Annotated in this window: 18 protein-coding genes and 1 pseudogene; 14 read left to right on the top strand and 5 right to left on the bottom strand. The window is 63.4% G+C overall.

Features of this window, described 5'->3' with window-relative positions:
• Positions 1-211: pseudogene (locus Q6A48_RS22860) on the top strand (IS110 family transposase); the annotation flags it as partial.
• A gap of 730 nt (positions 212-941) precedes the next feature.
• A complete protein-coding gene (locus tag Q6A48_RS22855; RefSeq protein WP_304556648.1) occupies positions 942-2,135 on the top strand; it encodes an MFS transporter in 1,194 nt (397 codons plus the stop codon).
• Here the strand turns inward: Q6A48_RS22855 and Q6A48_RS22850 are convergent.
• Complete coding sequence (locus Q6A48_RS22850) at positions 2,129-3,166, bottom strand: alpha/beta hydrolase family protein (RefSeq protein ID WP_304556647.1); 1,038 nt, start codon at positions 3,164-3,166, stop codon at positions 2,129-2,131. The two genes, Q6A48_RS22855 and Q6A48_RS22850, sit on opposite strands and share 7 nt — an antisense overlap.
• Before the next feature lie 185 nt (positions 3,167-3,351).
• Positions 3,352-3,960 (bottom strand): FMN-dependent NADH-azoreductase, encoded by a 609-nt coding sequence (locus Q6A48_RS22845; RefSeq protein ID WP_304556646.1) that lies wholly within the window; start codon positions 3,958-3,960, stop codon positions 3,352-3,354.
• Between the two features lie 130 nt (positions 3,961-4,090).
• Here Q6A48_RS22845 and Q6A48_RS22840 point away from each other — a divergent pair, with 130 nt between their 5' ends.
• On the top strand, positions 4,091-4,999 hold the full coding sequence (locus Q6A48_RS22840; protein WP_304556645.1) for a LysR substrate-binding domain-containing protein: 909 nt from the start codon (positions 4,091-4,093) through the stop codon (positions 4,997-4,999).
• Complete coding sequence (locus tag Q6A48_RS22835; protein WP_304556644.1) at positions 4,996-5,349, top strand: MmcQ/YjbR family DNA-binding protein; 354 nt, start codon at positions 4,996-4,998, stop codon at positions 5,347-5,349. The genes Q6A48_RS22840 and Q6A48_RS22835 overlap by 4 nt, the downstream gene beginning before the upstream one ends.
• Positions 5,350-5,352: 3 nt before the next feature.
• Here the strand turns inward: Q6A48_RS22835 and Q6A48_RS22830 are convergent, their stop codons facing one another.
• Both Q6A48_RS22830 and Q6A48_RS22825 read right to left on the bottom strand, forming a co-directional pair.
• Positions 5,353-5,778 (bottom strand): DUF1294 domain-containing protein, encoded by a 426-nt coding sequence (locus Q6A48_RS22830; RefSeq protein WP_304556643.1) that lies wholly within the window; start codon positions 5,776-5,778, stop codon positions 5,353-5,355.
• Positions 5,775-6,605 (bottom strand): undecaprenyl-diphosphate phosphatase, encoded by an 831-nt coding sequence (locus Q6A48_RS22825; protein WP_304556642.1) that lies wholly within the window; start codon positions 6,603-6,605, stop codon positions 5,775-5,777. The genes Q6A48_RS22830 and Q6A48_RS22825 overlap by 4 nt, the downstream gene beginning before the upstream one ends.
• A 273-nt stretch (positions 6,606-6,878) precedes the next feature.
• On the opposite strand from Q6A48_RS22825, the gene Q6A48_RS22820 reads away from it, so the two are divergent.
• From Q6A48_RS22820 to fapF, 9 genes are all read left to right on the top strand, one after another.
• On the top strand, positions 6,879-8,513 hold the full coding sequence (locus Q6A48_RS22820) for a methyl-accepting chemotaxis protein (RefSeq protein ID WP_304556641.1): 1,635 nt from the start codon (positions 6,879-6,881) through the stop codon (positions 8,511-8,513).
• Positions 8,514-8,715: 202 nt separating this feature from the next.
• A complete protein-coding gene (pnuC, locus tag Q6A48_RS22815; RefSeq protein WP_304556640.1) occupies positions 8,716-9,279 on the top strand; it encodes a nicotinamide riboside transporter PnuC in 564 nt (187 codons plus the stop codon).
• Positions 9,276-9,815 carry an AAA family ATPase gene (locus tag Q6A48_RS22810; RefSeq protein WP_304556650.1) on the top strand — a complete coding sequence of 180 codons (540 nt, stop codon included), beginning with the start codon at positions 9,276-9,278 and terminating at the stop codon, positions 9,813-9,815. The genes pnuC and Q6A48_RS22810 overlap by 4 nt, the downstream gene beginning before the upstream one ends.
• Before the next feature lie 292 nt (positions 9,816-10,107).
• Complete coding sequence (gene fapA, locus Q6A48_RS22805) at positions 10,108-10,554, top strand: functional amyloid chaperone FapA (protein WP_304556638.1); 447 nt, start codon at positions 10,108-10,110, stop codon at positions 10,552-10,554.
• Between the two features lies 1 nt (position 10,555).
• Positions 10,556-11,134, top strand: coding sequence for a fibril amyloid subunit FapB (fapB, locus tag Q6A48_RS22800; protein WP_304556637.1), 579 nt, complete (start codon positions 10,556-10,558; stop codon positions 11,132-11,134).
• Between the two features lie 62 nt (positions 11,135-11,196).
• Positions 11,197-12,174, top strand: coding sequence for an amyloid-like fimbrin subunit FapC (gene fapC, locus Q6A48_RS22795; RefSeq protein ID WP_304556636.1), 978 nt, complete (start codon positions 11,197-11,199; stop codon positions 12,172-12,174).
• Between the two features lie 146 nt (positions 12,175-12,320).
• Entirely contained in the window at positions 12,321-13,001 is a 681-nt protein-coding gene (gene fapD / locus Q6A48_RS22790; RefSeq protein ID WP_304556635.1) for a fibril amyloid maturation endopeptidase FapD, read from the top strand.
• Positions 13,002-13,058: 57 nt separating this feature from the next.
• Complete coding sequence (fapE, locus tag Q6A48_RS22785; RefSeq protein WP_304556634.1) at positions 13,059-13,805, top strand: fibril amyloid subunit FapE; 747 nt, start codon at positions 13,059-13,061, stop codon at positions 13,803-13,805.
• 45 nt (positions 13,806-13,850) lie between these two features.
• Positions 13,851-15,128 carry a fibril amyloid transporter FapF gene (gene fapF, locus Q6A48_RS22780; protein ID WP_304556633.1) on the top strand — a complete coding sequence of 426 codons (1,278 nt, stop codon included), beginning with the start codon at positions 13,851-13,853 and terminating at the stop codon, positions 15,126-15,128.
• A gap of 230 nt (positions 15,129-15,358) precedes the next feature.
• Here the strand turns inward: fapF and Q6A48_RS22775 are convergent, their stop codons facing one another.
• Positions 15,359-16,684, bottom strand: coding sequence for a sigma-54 dependent transcriptional regulator (locus Q6A48_RS22775; RefSeq protein WP_304556632.1), 1,326 nt, complete (start codon positions 16,682-16,684; stop codon positions 15,359-15,361).
• Positions 16,685-17,026: 342 nt separating this feature from the next.
• Between Q6A48_RS22775 and Q6A48_RS22770 the strand changes: the two genes are divergently transcribed.
• Positions 17,027-17,293, top strand: a complete 267-nt coding sequence (locus tag Q6A48_RS22770) for a hypothetical protein (protein WP_003181216.1) — start codon at positions 17,027-17,029, stop codon at positions 17,291-17,293.
• Positions 17,294-17,359: the final 66 nt, after the last annotated feature.

Here is a 17,359-nt window from a genome sequence, read left to right as displayed (position 1 = left end):
CTACGGTGGGCGCAGAAGATTGCGCCGCGCAGCCTATATGTGTGCGTTGGTGATGGTCCGCTACAACGCTGATTTCAAAGCCCGCTATGCCAGGCTGCGCGCCAAGGGCAAGTGCGCAAAAGTGGCCCTGGTGGCGTGTATGCGGGTATTGCTGGTCCGGCTCAACGCGATGGTGCGCGACGGCACGCCGTGGCGGGATCAAACCGCTTGAGGCCCTCGGAGGGGGCCATCTGAGGCCGCGATAGCACCCAAAAGACGACCGCGGGTCGGGTGGGGGTGAAAGACAGTTGGCTCCCACACTGGATCTCGGTTGCTCACAAACCTGCGGCCTAGCACAAATCCCCCTGTGGGAGCGGGCCTGCCCGCGAAGGCGTCGCCACATCCAACATCAATACAAGCTGCCCCGCCGCCATCGCGAGCAAGCTCGCTCCCACACTGGATCTCGGCTGCTCACAAACCTGCGGCCCAGCGCAAATCCCTTGTGTGAGCGGGCCTGCCCGCGAAGGCGTCGGCACATCCAACATCAATGCAAGCTGACCCGCCGCCATCGCGAGCAAGCTCGCTCCCACACTGGATCTCGGTTGCTCACAAACCTGCGGCCCACCGACAATCCCTTGTGGGAGCGGGCTTGCCCGCGAAGGCGTCGGCACATCCAACATCAATGCAAGCTGACCCGCCGCCATCGCGAGCAAGCCCGCTCCCACAGTGATTCCCGGTTGCTCACAAACCTGCGGTCCAGCACAAATCCCCTGTGGGAGCGGGCTTGCCCGCGAAGGCGTTAGCACATCCAACATCAATGCATGCTGCATCACCGCTTTCGCGAGCCGGCTCGCTCCTCGCTGCATTGCCATTCTGGCCGGCACATTTAGTTAGCCTGCTTTCTTTTATCCTCACCCCGAGCCATGATGAGGCTCTCTAACCGCCGCCCGCGAACGAGCCTCATGCCTACGCCTTCTGCTGCGCCCAGTTCCTTGTCGATCACCCTGCAGATCGTCTCGATCGTTTTCTATACCTTCATCGCCTTCCTCTGCATCGGCCTGCCAATCGCCGTGTTGCCGGGCTACGTGCACGAACAGCTGGGCTTCAGCGCGGTGGTGGCGGGGTTGGCCATCGGCTCCCAATACCTGGCGACCCTGTTGAGCCGACCCATGGCCGGGCGGCTGTCGGACAGCGTCGGCACCAAGCGGGCGATTGTCTATGGCTTGTCGGGGATTGTCCTCAGCGGCGTGCTGACCTTGCTCTCGACCTTGCTGCAAAGCCTGCCGCTGTTGAGCCTGTCGATCCTGCTGGCCGGCCGCTTGCTGCTGGGGGTCGCCCAAGGCCTGATTGGCGTCGGCACCATCAGCTGGTGCATGGGCCAGGTGGGTGTGGAGCATACGGCCCGCTCGATTTCCTGGAACGGCATCGCCTCGTACGGGGCCATCGCCATCGGCGCGCCGCTGGGGGTGCTGATGGTCGGCGAGCTGGGGTTCAATAGCTTGGGGCTGGCGCTGGCGCTATTGGCCGGCCTGGCCCTGCTGATGATCCGCAACAAGCCGTCGGTACCGGTCATCCGCGGCGAACGCCTGCCCTTCTGGGCCGTGTTCGGGCGCATCGCACCGTACGGCGCGAGCCTGAGCGTGGCGTCGATCGGCTACGGCACCCTGACCACATTCATCACGCTGTTCTACATCAGTCGCGGCTGGACCGGGGCCGCCTGGTGCCTGACGGTCTTCGGCATCTGCTTCATCCTGGCGCGGTTGTTGTTCATTTCCAGCATCGCCCGTTTCGGCGGCTTCAACTCGGCCATTGCCTGCATGAGCATCGAGACCGTGGGCCTGGCGCTGCTGTGGCTGGCACCGTCCAGCGCATTTGCCCTGGTGGGCGCCGGGTTGGCTGGGTTCGGACTGTCGCTGGTGTACCCGGCGCTGGGGGTGGAAGCGATCAAGCAAGTGCCCAATACCAGCCGTGGCGCCGGGTTGAGCGCGTACGCGGTGTTCTTTGACCTGGCCTTGGCGATTGCCGGCCCGTTGATGGGCGCAGTGGCGCTGAACATGGGCTACTCGTCGATCTTTGTCTGCGCGGCGCTGCTGTCGCTCACCGGCCTCGGCCTGACCTTGCTGCTGCGTCGGCGCGCCGAGCCCAAAGGCTATTGATCAGCGGTCTTCAAGCCCGCCCGGCTCGGTTTGCCCAAGGCCTGGCTGAAAAAGCGCCCCGCCTCGGAGATCATCGTGCGGTGGATGTCTTTACGGTCCACGCCGTCGGCATCGGTGCACAACGCCGGCATCGCGGCAATCTGCTCTTCGGTGCACGGCGCCAGGAAGACAAAGTGCCCTGCGCCGGCCAGGGTCTTGAAGTCCGGCGCGATGGGTAGCTTGCGGGCCAGCGCGGCGGCGTTCTTGTCGAAGGCCACGAGCTTGTCGCCGTCGCCGCTGTAGAGCAACACCGGCACATGGACGTCAGCCAGGGTGTGCCGGCCAAATTTCAGGCTCAACGGCGCCATCAGCAGCAACGCCCGCACCCTGGGGTCGGCCTCGGGTTGCAGATCGTCCCGGTCGGCGATCAACTCGCCCTGGGTGTTACAGGCATCCCGGTCGTCAGGCCGCTCCTGGCAGTAGCGGCGCAGGCGATCGAGATCGGGCGTGGCGCCGGAGAGGATCAGCGCGGTCTCGCCACCGGCCGAATACCCGATGACCCCGACTTGCCCGGCGTTGACGAACGGCGAAAGCATCGAATCGTTCAGCGTTGCGGTGATCGCGGCGGAGATCTGGATCGGTCGCCCGTACAGGTTGCTCAAGGTGCCGAGCCGACTGTGGTCCTGGACGTTATCGCCCGGATGGATCACCGCGACCACCACGAAGCCCTGGCGCGCCAACGACGTGGCCAGATCGTGCAAAGCCAGTGGCGTGCCGGTGTTGCCGTGGGACAGCATCAGCAGCGGGAAGCGGCCGATGGCGATCTGTGCATCCTGGGCGGCGTCGATCTCGTAGCCACCCAAGTGGCTGGATTGTTCCCGGGCGGTAGACGGGTAGAACGCAATGGCGTGCATCGGCTGGCGATCCAGCGGATCGAGAAAGCTCAGTTCATGGAAGCCGGCGCTCCAATGCGGATGCATCCCCGGCGCGGCCTGCACGGGACGGAGACTGGCAAACAAGCAAAGCAGCAACGCTGCACCAAAACGTGTCATCGAATCTTCCACCTTTACCAGCGCACGGGAAGGCCCCGTCGCTCGCATCCTTGGCCGTGCATAACTTGCGCCAGAAAACCCCGGCGCCGAATGCAGCGAAACCCTGCATCCCGGTCATCCACTGACGACGAGAATACAGGGTTTTGCCAAGGTTGCCCGAAGCACTTGCTGCCTTTACGCAGGTTTTACGCAGCGGCGAACTGCTGGCTAATTTTCGACTTGGCCTCGCGCATGCCCTTGGTGTGCAAGTCATCCCCTTTATTCAGCCCTTCGGCACGAACGATTTCGATGTCGCTAATGCCCAGGAAGCCGAACATGAATGTCAGATAGTCTTCATGACCCACGCCACTCGGCTTGCCGGCATGCAACCCGCCAGCCGTGGAAACGATCACCAGCTTCTTGCCACCACACAATCCTTCATAGCCTGAATCGCCATAGCGGAATGTCTGGCCAGCGACGGCAATACGATCAATCCAGGCCTTGAGCTGAGTCGGGATCGTAAAGTTGTACATGGGCGCGGCAATGACCAGCGCATCCGCCGCCAGGAACTCTGCCATTGTTTCAGCGCTGAGGTCAGCTTCGTATTTCAGGGCAGCGTCGCGCAATTCAGCACTGGTGCCGGCAGCGACCAGCGTCTGGGCTGAAAAGTGGCTGATGGCGTCGGCTGCCAGGTCACGGTAAGTGACAGTGATTCCTGGCTCGGCGGCTTGCCAGGCTTGGACCACTTCGCGGCTCAATTGGCGAGAGATGGAATTATCGCCGAGAATGCTCGAATCGATATGTAGCAGTTTCATATGAGTGCTCTCCAAGTGAGGGACCGCAACCAAGCGATCAATTGGCAATAATCCTATCTACGAAACGAATGATCGATAAGTCAGCATAAATGCGATAGTTTGTCCTACTGACAGGACAATCGAGTTCGACATGCAAGATCTCAATGATTTGTACTACTTCGCCAAAGTCGTCGAGGCCGGCGGTTTTGCCGCCGCCGGGCGAGTCCTGGGCATACCCAAGTCGCGGCTGTCCCGGCGCATTGCCGAGCTGGAAGAGCGCCTCGACGCCCGCCTGCTGCAACGCACCACCCGGCAATTGAAACTGACGGCCGTCGGTGAACGCTACCTGCGCCATTGCCAGGCCATGTTGCTGGAAGCGGAAATGGCCGATGAGGCGGTGGCGAGCATGTCCAGCGAACCCCGTGGGCGCCTGCGGGTGTCGAGCCCGGTCGGCCTGGCCCACCAGATCCTGCCGGAGGTGATCAGCGCGTTCCTGGCGAAATTCCCCCAGGTCCAGCTGGAAATGCTCCTGGTGAACCGCCGGGTCGACCTGGTGAGCGAAGGCATCGATGTGGCCCTGCGGGTGCGCGACATCGGCGATGAGGACCCGCTGCTGATGACTCGTCGCCTGCGCCAGGCGCGGCTGCTCATGGTCGCCAGCCCCGCGCTGGTCGAGGGACGACAGGTCGAGACCCCGGAGGACCTCAGGCAACTGCCGGTTCTCGGCGCACTGGAAGCCGATCGCCTGGTGCACTTGCGCCTGCTCAGGGGCGATGGTCAAAGCGCCGAGTTGAGCCTGGAGGCCCGCCTGGGCATCGACGACTTCATCGTGCGGCGCGCCTGCACCCTCGCCGGCCTGGGCTTCACGTTATTGCCGAGCATGTATTGCGAGCAGGAGTTGCTGGACGGCAGACTGGTCGAGCTGTTGCCTGGCTGGTCGTCACCGGACGGCTGGCTCCAGGCCGTCTACCCCCATCGGCGCGGCATGCTGCCGGCGGTGCGGGCGTGGATCGATCACCTGGTGGAAGCCTTCGAGCGGTGTGGGGAAAAAACGATATGAGTCTGAGCGAAGAGGATGTCGCGGCGTTCTGCCTGGGCTTGCCCGGCGCGCGGGAAGATTACAAATGGGGCGGCGTGCGGGTGTTTTCCATCGCCGGCAACAAGATGTTCGCCCTGCAAGGCCTGCGCGGCGACTCGCTGGCGTTCAAGGTCGACAAGGACCTGTTCCTCGGCCATTGCGACCGCCCGGGCATTCATCCCGCACCTTACCTGGCGCGCGCCCAGTGGATCATCATGCAAGTGCCCTACCCACTGGGTGACGAAGAACTGCGCAACCTGATCCGGCGCTCCCACCAACTGGTGGTGAGCAAGCTGCCCAAGCGCGCCCAGGCCGGCCTGCTGCGGGACTGAGGTTCAGAACCGCCGCAGCAGGCCGCCCAGGAACAACTGGTCGACCCAGAACACCTGGTGCAACAGCACGATGCACCAGAACACCAGTTGGAACGAAACCTTGCGGGTCTTGTGGCGAAACACCTGCTGGGCCAGCAGCGCCCCCGGCCAACCGCCCGCGAGCTCCACGGCGTGGAGCACGTTCTCCGGGGTCCGCCAGGCATCGGCGCGGGCCTTGCGCTTGTCATTCCAATACAGCGCAAACGCCACCGCGCTGACGACGCCGTAGGCCACCAGGGGCACCCACGTCACCGCCCGCAGCCCCAAGGCCAGCGAGCCGAACAGCGGCAAGGCACACACCGCCCCGAACACGACCAGTTTCAGCCGCAGGTGCTGCACGCGGCCGTCGGCGGTGCGTGCGGCGCGCCTGCGTGAACCTGCTTCGCTCACGGCTGGGCGGCCGTCCAGTCCACCCAGCCGAACTGCCAGGTGGCGAGGATCAGCAAGCCGAACGCGATCCGGTACCAGGCGAACACGGCGTAGCTGTGGCTGGCGATGAAGCGCAACAGGGCTTTCACGGCGATCATGGCGAAGATGAACGCGGTGACGAAGCCGACGGCGAACACCGGGAAATCCGCCGGCACGAACAACTCACGGTACTTGTAGCCCGAATAGACGGCGGCGCCGACCATGGTCGGCATCGCCAGGAAAAACGAGAACTCGGTCGCGGTCTTGCGCGACAGGCCGAACAACAGCCCGCCGATGATCGTGGCGCCCGAGCGGGAGGTGCCGGGAATCATCGCGACGCACTGGGCCAGGCCGACCTTCAACGCATCCTTCCAGGTGATTTCGTCCACTGTCTGGGCGTGCACCCGATGCTGGCGCTTCTCGGCCCAGAGCATGATCAGGCCGCCCACCACCAGCGCCGCGGCGACCGTGATCGGGTTGAACAGGTAATGGTGAATCCAGTCCGCCAGCAGCACGCCCAACACCACCGCCGGCAGGAAGGCGATCAACAGGTTGGCGGTGAACCGACGCGCACTCGGCTGGGTCGGCAAGCCCAGCACGACGTCCAGGATCTTCTGCCGGAATTCCCAGACCACCGCGAGGATCGCGCCGAGCTGGATGATGATGTTGAACGCCATCGCGCGCTCGCCGCCAAACCCCAGCAGGTCGGCGACCACGATCTGGTGCCCGGTGCTGGAAATCGGCAGGAACTCCGTCAAGCCTTCCACCACGCCAAGAATCAGTGCCTGAAAGGCGGTCCACAAATCCATTCATCCCCCAAAAAAGCCCTGTCTGCCAGGGTCTCGTCAAAATTAAAGTGTCTTGCAGGTGCCCGCGGCGGGTGCACGATAACTGCGACCGCTGGAAAAAAACCAATGAAACATCAACTCAGGCTCAGGTTTTGCGCCGCGGGGCCGAAATCCTATCAGACAAGCCCTGATAACGCTGCCGCGTTGTGGCGCAGGAGCCATCAGGCGTCCCCCTGCGACAGGCAAGCGCCGGCAGGGAACGATGACAAGAATAAGAAACTGGAGTGACAGCGTATGAATAGCTTGCGCAGTGTGTCGATCAGCCGACGCTTATGGCTCATCCTGGTCGTGGCCATCGTGATGCTGTTCACGTTGGGCGCCTTGATGCTCAAACAGATCCACCACGACTTGTACCAGGCCAAGGTGCAGAAGACCCAGCATGTGGTGCAGACCGCCAGTGGCGTGCTGAGCTACTACCATGGCCTGGAAACCGCCGGCACCCTGACCCGCGACGCCGCGCAGAAGCAGGCTCTCAGTGCGGTGCGTGGCCTGCGCTACAACGACACCGATTACTTCTGGATCAACGACCTGACCCCGGTCATGGTCATGCACCCGACCAACCCGAAACTCGAAGGCCAGAACCTCTCGGCGATCCGCGACCCGAACGGGTTCGCCCTGTTCAACGAAATGGTCACCATCGCCAAGTCCAAGGGCGCCGGCATGGTGGACTACCTCTGGCCGAAGCCAGGCGCTGAAGCGCCAGTGGGCAAGACTTCCTACGTCAAGCTGTTCGAACCCTGGGGCTGGGTGATCGGCTCGGGGGTGTACGTCGATGACGTGGCGGCGGAATTCCGCTCCCAATTGATCAAGGCCTCGCTGATCGGCCTGGGGATTACCCTCATCATGGCCGCGCTGTTGACGCTGATCGTGCGCAGCATCGTGCGGCCCTTGCAGGAGACGGTCAACGCGATGGCCAACATCGCCAGCGGTGAAAGCGACCTGACCCGCACCCTCGACACCCATGGCCAGGACGAAGTCACGCAACTGGCGCGGCATTTCAACGCCTTTACCGCCAAGCTGCGCCACGTGGTGAGCCAGTTGCAGGCCTCGGCCAGCGCCCTGGGGCAATCGTCCAATGAACTGGGCAGCGACGCCGCCCAGGCCCAGGAGCGCAGCCAGCAGCAGTCGCAGCAGATGGAGCTGGTGGCCACGGCGATCAACGAAGTGACCTATGGCGTGCAGGATGTGGCGAAGAACGCCGAGCACGCCGCCAGCGAAATGCGTGATGCCGAGTCCCAGGCGCAACAGGGCCAGGTGAACATCGACGGCAGCCTGCAACAGATCGACCGCCTGTCCCAGACCATCGACCAGGCGGTGGAAGTGATCCGCACCCTGGCCAGCGAAAGCACCCAGATCGGCAGTGTCCTGGAAGTGATCCGCTCGATCGCCGAGCAGACCAACCTGCTGGCCCTCAACGCCGCGATCGAGGCCGCCCGCGCCGGCGAACAAGGCCGCGGCTTCGCGGTGGTGGCCGATGAAGTCCGGCTACTGGCTCAACGCACGCAGAAGTCCACCGCCGAGATCCAGGCGATGATCGAACGCTTGCAGAACCATTCCGAAGCGGCGGTGAAAGTCATCAGCGACAGCAGTCGCGCCTCGCAGTTGACCATCGAACAGGCCGGCCTGGCGGGCGCCAGCCTCAGCGCCATCGGCCAGGCGCTGCGCAACCTCAACAGCCTGAACGCCTCCATCGCCAGCGCGACCCTGCAACAGGCCCATGTGGTGGAAGACATCAACCAGAACGTCACCCAGGCGGCCGGCCTGTCCCACAGCACCGCCCTGGCCGCCGAACAATCGAGCCTGGCCAGCACCCGGCTCAAGGCCTTGAGTGAGCAGTTGAACGGCTTGCTCACGCAATTCCGCGTTTGAGGCAATACCGCCGATCCAGGTGATCGGCGCAGGGTCTTCGCGAGCGGGCCCGCTCCCATAGGGGCCTGCGAAACAGGCCGCCTGCCCTGTAGGAGCGAGCCCGCTCGCGAAAGCACCCAGCGCTTCTTGCGCATCAGGTTGGAGCTCTCCCCGCCATACCGTTTACAATCGCCGCCCTCTTCCACTTTCCCAAGGAACCTCCATGTCCGGGCTCGAACTGTTTGCCGCGGCCCTCGGCGTGATCGCTGTCTGGTTGACCGTCAAGCAGAACCCCTGGTGCTGGCCGATCGGCCTGGTCATGGTGTTGCTGTACAGCTGGATCTTCTACGACGTGAAGTTGTACTCCGACATGCTGTTGCAGGTGGTCTACGCGGTGCTGCAGCTCTACGGTTGGTGGCAATGGACCCGCGCCGGCCAAGCGCACGAAGGTCGCCAGGTCACGCGCCTGGACGCGCCTTCGGTGTGGCTCGGCCTGGGCATCGGCGCGGCGGGCAGCCTGGTATTGGGCGCCGCCATGGCCCATTGGACCGACGCCGCCCAACCCTGGCTCGATGCCGCGTTGACCGGCTTCAGCCTGGTGGCCCAGTGGTGGATGGCGCAGAAGCGCGTGCAATGCTGGCCGCTGTGGATCGCCCTGGACTGCATCTTCGTCGGCCTGTTCATCTACAAGGGCCTGCACCTGACCGCCGCGCTGTACACCTTGTTCACCCTGCTGGCCGTGCAGGGCTGGCAGGAATGGCGAGCCGACCCGGCGCTGCGTTCATGAAGGTGGTGGTGTTGACCGGGCCGGAATCCAGCGGCAAGAGCTGGCTGGCCGGGCAGTTGCAGGCGCACTTCGGTGGCCTGCGGGTGGACGAGTACGTTCGCCACTTCATGGAACAGAACCCACGCGACACCTGCCTGGCCGACATCACCGAAATCGCCAGCGGGCAACTGGCCTGGGAGGACGCCGCCCGGGCCCGCCAGCCGGCACTGCTGATCCTCGACACCCACCTGCTGAGCAACATCCTCTGGAGCCAGACCCTGTTCGGCGATTGCCCGGCCTGGCTCGAACCGGCCTTGCTGGGCCGCCATTACGACCTGCACCTGCTGCTGAGCCCCGAACAGGTCGAATGGACCGGCGACGGTTTGCGCTGCCAACCGGAACTCGCCGAGCGCTTGGATTTCTTCAAGGCGATCGAACACTGGCTGATTCGCCACGGACAGCCCTATCAAGTGGTCGAAGGCGATTGGGCGCAGCGCCGGGCGCGGGTATTCGCCGCCGTGGCGCAGTTGCTCCAGGAGGATGTGTTGCAGCGCTGATACACCTGCCCGCCGCCAACCCCGCCTGCAAGGCCGTTTCATCCAACGGTCATCCTCCTTGTAAAGCGTGTGAAACACCCTCTCGAAACCCTGGAAACAGAGCCCCGGAACGCGAAAAGCGGGCTGGCCGGCCGGGCGCTGTCTCAATGCTGAAACAGGTGTCGCCCGCAGCGCCGCTTGCCTGACGGCAACTCATTGAATTCCAAGCCGTTGCAAAACCCGGCACAACACCTGCTCTGCCCACTTCGCAACGCTGGACCAGGGCCAGCCCACCGAAGAAGGAATCGCTGCCGTGGGGACTTTCGAGAGAAGTTTGACCTGTCTGCTGTTGATCGGCTGCGCCACCAGCGCCGCATTCAGCCCGCCCGTGCAGGCCGAAGGCAACGGCGTCATTGTGCTCAGCCGTGACGTGCAACCCATCCCCATCGGTCGCAACGGCGGCAAAGACCCCTACCCGACCACTGTCAATGCCAACCCAGCCGATCGGATCCACCAGGCGACCACCAGCACCGAATTGAGCGACGGCGAATTCGCCAGCGTCGCCAGCGGCGCGTCGATCCGCGGCACCGTCAACCCGAGCACCGGCATGCAGGGCCTGAATGTGGTGACCAACCCCAACGGCATGCCCGGCATGAGTGCCGGGCACGGCGGCGGCAGCGGCAGCGCGATTTCCGGCACCATCAACCGCTCGCTCAGCGCCGGCCTGGCGCCGCTGGGGCGGCTGGCGGGAGGCCAATGAGATGAAGCCGATCCTCTGCCTGCTGGCCCTGCTCGGCACCTCCAGCGCCTTCGCCGCCCCGGGCGTGACCGTGGTCGACAGCGCCAACCTCCAGGATTCCGGTCGGCACTACACCGGCAACCTCAACGTCAACCAGGCGGCCGGCGACCAGACCCAGCAGACCAACACCCGCGCCATCGCCATCGGCACCGACGCCCAGGCCACCACCACCGTGCAACAGCGTCTCGACACCCCGGCCGATCCCGACATGAGCGCCACCGCCCGCATCGGCGGCGGCGCCTTCACCAACGGCAGCGGCGTGCTGGGCGTCAACCAGTCCGCCGGGGCCAACAACCAGATGGCCAATGTCATGCGCGTGAGCATCAGTGCCCACCCGCAGAGCATTGATGACAGCGCCCTTTCCCAACAGAACGTGGCGTTGCTACCGAACTCAGGAGCAACTGGCGCCCCAACCGGCAGTCGCCAGGTCGTTACCAGCGACCAGGCCTTCACCGGCAGCCGAGGGGTGATCCAGGTGAACCAGAGTGCCGGGGTGGGGAACCGTATGGCCAACACCCTGAGCATCCGGGTCGCTGACTGACCCGGCGCAGTGCGCATAAGAAAGTACCGACACTTAACCAACGACACGCAAGGAGAAACACCATGAAACCTACAATGGCACTCAAACCATTGGTTTTCGCTCTCGCCGCTGTCATGGCCATGGCCGCACAGGCTGGCGGTAGCAACAACAACCACGGCAATGGGCACGGCAGCCATGGCCCACAAGGCCCGACGCTGGATCAGAGGCTCTCCATCAGTGCCGGCGCCGGGGCCACGGTACTGGATGAGCAGAACAGCGACGGCAACACGGTGACCAACCAGGCCACCCGCAACAGCGCCGACGCCAAGGACTCGCTCAATGGCAGCAACGGCAACATGGGCGCCAACGTCGCGGCCGGCGACGGTAACCAGCAGGACAACGCCGCCGCCCTGGCCACGGCTGACGAAAGCTTCATCTTCGGCTCGGCGGTCGCCATGTCCAGCGCCACCCAGGTCAATAACAACAACTACGTCAAGAACAACTCCACCCAGAACAATGCCTCGCTCACCAACGCAGGCAACAACGGCTCCGGCAATATCGGCATCAACGTGACCGCCGGCAACTTCAACCAACAGAAAAACAACCTGGCCATCGCCGTGTCCGGCGGACGCGTCGCCCAGGCCTCGGCCTCGGCCGACCAGACCTCCACCGGCCTGGAAGTGGACAACAAAGGCGTGCGGACCTACAAGACCGACACCCTCACCAGCACCTACAGCGCCTCCGGTACGTTCAAGGCCAAAGGCAGCGGCACCGCCGAAGACGACCACCATGGCGGCTGGGACAACCGCGGCGGCTATGGCGGCGGCCACGATGACGACAAGTTCAAGTTCAGCGCCGTGGGCACCTTCGACCTGGCCGGCAGCAATACCCAACAGGTGTTGACCCGCGATGGCTGGAAAAACCCGGTGATCAACAACGCCACCATGAGCAACTCCATGAACGGCTTCTCCGGTAACGGTGGCGCCAACGTCTCGGCTGGCGTGGGTAACCAGCAGAGCAACTCGCTGTCCATTGCCGCCGGCTGCAAGGCCTGCATGTAGACGCGCCTGAAACGAGGCCCCGGAAACGGCGGGGCTATCCATCACGGGACTGGAATGAGCCCTCGCCAGGAGGCTCGACCCTACCGTGATGAACGGCCTTATCCGCGACGGGGCTTTCACCCACGAGCCCCCAAGGCGTATCGATCATGCGTGCGTTGGCCCTTTCCCTGCTGCTTTGCCTGGCTTGCGTGGCTGAAGCGGCGCAGATGCCGGTGGCCGCCCTGCCTGGCGGCATGCTGGTGTTCAAGCCGGTACAAAGCGTACGCGAGCGCAAGTTCAGCGACATCGTCGAGCAGAAGACCGATTTCAGCTGCGGCGCCGCCGCGCTGGCCACGGTGCTGCGCCAGGCCTATTGGCTGGATGTGGATGAAGAGCACGTCATCAAGGGCATGCTGGTCAATGCCGACCAGAACCTTGTCCGCACCCAGGGTTTCTCCATGCTGGACATGAAACGCTACGTGGAAACCATCGGCATGCGCGCCCGAGGCTACCGGATCCCCCCCGAGAAGCTCGAAGCGGTGACCATTCCGGTGGTGGTCCTGATGGAAATACGTGGCTACAAGCACTTCGTGGTGTTGCAGCGGGCCGACAAGCAATGGGTCTATATCGCCGACCCGGTGCTGGGCCATAAACGCTACGCCCAGGAGGATTTCTTCAAGGGCTGGAACGGCATCGTCTTCGCCATCGTCGGCCCCGGCTACGACAAGACCAACGCGTTGCGCAGCCCTCCGCAACCGCTGACGGCCCGCAACAAGCTGGACGGGTTCAACCCGGTCCGGGATGCAGAACTGATGGATTTCGGCTTCATACAGAGCGACTTCTTTTAATCGCCGACCAACGCCAACATAACGACAACAAGGGGCAGGACGCTCCGGGAGCAGTACATGAAAACGTCACATTGGCTGACGCTGGCCTGCCTGGCCGCTTCAGTCCCGGCCCACGCCTACGCGGGATTCAAACCCATCGAAGTCAAGGATCAGGAGCTGGCCGAACTGCGCGGTCGGTATGTCATGCCCGGGCGGATCATCAGTTTCGGCATCGTCATGAGCAGCACCTGGCGCAACGCCAGCGGCGACCTGATCGGTGCCAGCAGCTCAATGCAGATCCAGGCCGCCACCGTCAAACCCGAGTTCTACGTCTCCACCATCAAGCAGACCGGCAACGGCAGCGTCCCGGACCAGGGCAGCGGCAACATCACCGGCGGCGCAGGCCTTGGCACGGGCCAGGGCGTGACCCAGAGCGTACGCGCCGCCGGCGACGGCAACACCGCCTACAACAACGTCAACATCAATGTGAAGGAGAGCAACCAGGCACCTGCCCTGGCGCCCGCCCAAGGCCAACTGTTGGCCCAGGGCCAGACCATCAGCGGCAGCAACGCCGCCGGCAGCGTGGCGGTCACGGCCACGGGCAGCGGTGTGCAGATGGCGATCCAGGCCAGTCACAACCAGGGCAGCACCCTGCAACAGGTGGCCCAGGGTGGCCTGTTGCAGAACACCCGCCTGCTGGGCAACAGCAACGTGGTCAACAACATGACGCAGCTCAATGTGGTGCTGAACAACAACGGCCCCAGCGCCGGGGCATTGGACTGCAACCTGACCCAGCTGCGTGGCCTGCGCAACCTCGGTTATTGATCTACGCTGCCTTTCGACCACTGGGCAAATAGGGACGGCACCTCCATGTATCGATCCGTATCGTTGCGCGCTGTGATGTGTATAAGCACGTTGTTCCCGGCCACCTTGCTGCACGCGGCGCCGGATGCGGACATCGAAGCCCTGAAACGTGAGCTTCTCGAACTCAAGCAACGCTACGAGGTCCAGCAGAAGGCCCTGGCGGTGCTCGAACAGCGGGTGCGCCAGGTGGAGGACCAGCCTGCCGCCCCACCCCCCAAGCGCCTGGCCAAATCCCCGGCCGACATGAAGGGCAACCAAGGCGTGGCCGGGACAACGACCGCCGGCGGCAGCGGCTACGGCCAATCCCTGGCCGATGACTCCCAGCCGGCGCAAAGCGTGTCCAACCTCTACGACGAGGCCAGCGGCTTCTTTGGCGGCGGCAAGTTCAGTTTCGAGACCGGCGTCACCTATTCGCGCTACGACACTCGGCAATTGATCCTCAACGGCTTCCTGGCGCTGGACTCGATATTCCTGGGCAACATCAACCTCGACCGGATCAAGGCCGACACCTGGACGTTGGACCTCACCGGTCGCTACAACTTCGACAACCGCTGGCAGTTCGACCTCAACGTATCGGTGATCTACCGCGAGTCCACCTACCAGTCCGGCGGCGCCAATCAAGGAGCGGCCGGCGTGACCAGCGAAGAAACCGTGACCCGCGACCCCACCATTGGCGACGTCAACTTCGGCATTGCCTACAAGTTCATGGACGAGTCGATCAACAGCCCCGACGCCGTGGTCACCCTGCGGGTCAAGGCGCCCACCGGCAAGGAGCCGTTCGGCATCAAGCTGCGCCAGTCCCAGGCCAACACCAACCTGTTCGTGCCTGAAGACCTGCCCACCGGCAACGGCGTCTGGTCGATCACCCCGGGCCTCTCGCTGGTCAAGACCTACGACCCGGCAGTGCTGTTCGGCAGCCTTTCCTACACCCATAACCTGGAAGAGTCGTTCGACGACATCAGCTCCACCGTCAACCAGAAGACCCCGGGCAAGGTGCGGATCGGCGACAGCTTCCAGATCGGCGCGGGTATCGCCTTCGCCCTGAACGAGAAGATGAGCATGTCCTTCTCGGTCTCGGACCTGATCCAGAAGAAAAGCAAGCTCAAGGAGGATGGCGGGGATTGGCAATCGGTGGTCTCCAGCGACGCCAACGCCGGCTACTTCAACATTGGCATGACCGTCGCCGCCAGCGACAACCTGACCATCGTGCCGAACCTGTCCATCGGGCTGACCGACGATGCGCCGGATTTCACCTTCAGCCTGAAGTTTCCGTATTACTTCTAGCGGCCCGATCATTGCCGGCTGTTCCAGTGGGAGTCTGTGCCGGACACAAAATTGCCGTCACCTGATAACCCGTGTGGGAGCGGGCCTGCCCGCGAAGAGGCCAGCCCATTCAACATCACTGCCAGCTGATCCACCGCTTTCGCGAGCAGGCTCGCTCCCACAGGAAAAGGTTGGGGCCTGGCGGTATCACCCAGCCCCCCTCCCATCATCGAGGAGGCCTTCGGACAGCTTCAGCGAATCTGGTGCTTGTGCAGCAGCCGATAGAACGTCGGCCGCGAGACGCCCAGGACCCTGGCCGCGACGCTGAGGTTGTCGCTGTGGCGATTGAGCACGTCACTCAGGGCCTGGCGCTCGGCGCGGGTCTTGTAGTCTTCGAGGGTGCCCATCGGGGCGACGACGCCCTGGTGGCTGGCCAGGCCAAGGTCGCGGGCTTCGATCTGCCGCCCTTCGGCCAGCACCAGCCCGCGCCGAACCCGATTGGCCAGTTCGCGCACGTTGCCGGGCCAGTCATGCATGCCCATCGCCACCAAGGCATCCTCGCTGAAACTGCGTGGTCGGCGGCCGGTTTCCTGGCTGTAGAAATGGGAAAAGTGGCTGGCCAGCATCGCCAGGTCGCCATGGCGCTCGCGCAACGGTGCCATGACCACCTGCAACACGTTCAGGCGGTAGTACAGATCTTCGCGAAAACGCTTGAGCCCGATGGCCGCCTCCAGGTCCACATGAGTGGCCGCCAGGATTCGCACGTCCACCGCGATGGGCTGGCTGCCGCCGACCCGCTCGATGTGTCGCTCCTGGAGGAAACGCAACAGGTTTGCCTGCAATTCCAACGGCAGGTCGCCAATTTCATCGAGGAACAGCGTGCCGCCATGGGCCGCTTCGATCCGCCCGACCTTGCGCTGGTGCGCACCGGTGAAGGCGCCTTTCTCATGGCCGAACAGCTCGGACTGGATCAAGTGTTCCGGAATCGCCCCGCAATTGATCGCGATGAACGGCTTGTTGCGTCGGTGCGACTGGAAATGCAGGGTGCGCGCCACCAGTTCCTTGCCGGTGCCGCTCTCGCCGCGAATCAGCACCGGTGACTCGGCGGGCGCCAGCTTGCTCAATAACTTGCGCAGCTCCCGGATCGGCTTGCTGTCGCCCAACAACTCATGTTCCGGCTGGTCGACATGAATCGAACCCTGCCCACGCAGCCGGGCCATGCCGAACGCCCGGCCCAGCGTGACCTGGACCCGGGACACGTCGAAGGGCAAGGTGTGGAAGTCGAAGAACCATTCGCAGACAAAATCACCGACGTTCTGCAGGCGCAACACTTCCTGGTTGAGCACCGCGATCCATTCGGTGCCACTGCGGCTGATCAACTCCTTGACCGCTTCCGGGCGTTCCAGGTGGAACGGCTGCAACCGCAGCAGGCCCACGTCACAGGTGCGATCGGCGGCGTGTTCGAGGGCACAACTGTCCACGTCCCAGCCGATGGCCCGCAGGCCAGGCAAGAGACGATGACAATCGTCGCAGGGATCAACCACGAGCAGACGACGCGACGTACTGGCTTCGAGCATGACTGATCCTTGGCGCCAAAATAAGGAAATGTGATTAGAAACAGTCGTTTGGCAAACCTGCATGTAACAGTAGCAAGAAGTTGACACACCCTTGTATCAATTGATTATCGAAAGTCCATAAAACTGGTTATAAGCACGGCTTTAACGAACAATCCCGCCGTTAAATCTTTCACCACGCTTTCAAACAAAAGCCCGAAGGCCAGGTCTGAAAGAAAATCGAAATTTATTCAATAAATGTGTGACCCGCCCCCGGGTTCGGAACATCAGTACAAGTAACCCGCCGCACGGTACGCCCAACCGACGGCAGATCATTTGATTGGGCACCTTTATAGAGAAGACGCCATGAACGCCCCGCTCCGTATCAACGAAGCTCTTTTGATTGCCGACCGCGCATTCCGTCCTTTCCAGTGCGTGGCCTGGGCCCCACAAGACGGTAACGGCGAACTCAGCCTGACCGTCATCGACCGCACCAATACCCATATCGGTCGCACCCAGATCCCGAGCAGTGCCTATACCGACCCCGCCCAACTGGCCAACTTGTTGAAACAAGCCCGCGCCGAATTGAGCCAGGAAGGTTACAAGTTGCAATCCTGGTCCATGCCGGAATAACTTGCCGCCAAAGCGACTTATGGGTTGCAGGCTTGGCACTGGATCGAAAAGCCATCGTTATGGCAC

The organism is Pseudomonas citrullilanati (assembly GCF_030580855.1).
In the GTDB taxonomy this organism is placed as follows: Bacteria; Pseudomonadota; Gammaproteobacteria; order Pseudomonadales; family Pseudomonadaceae; genus Aquipseudomonas; species Aquipseudomonas citrulli.
Note: the sequence above shows the minus strand (reverse complement) of the source record. Positions and strands in the feature narration are given on the sequence as shown.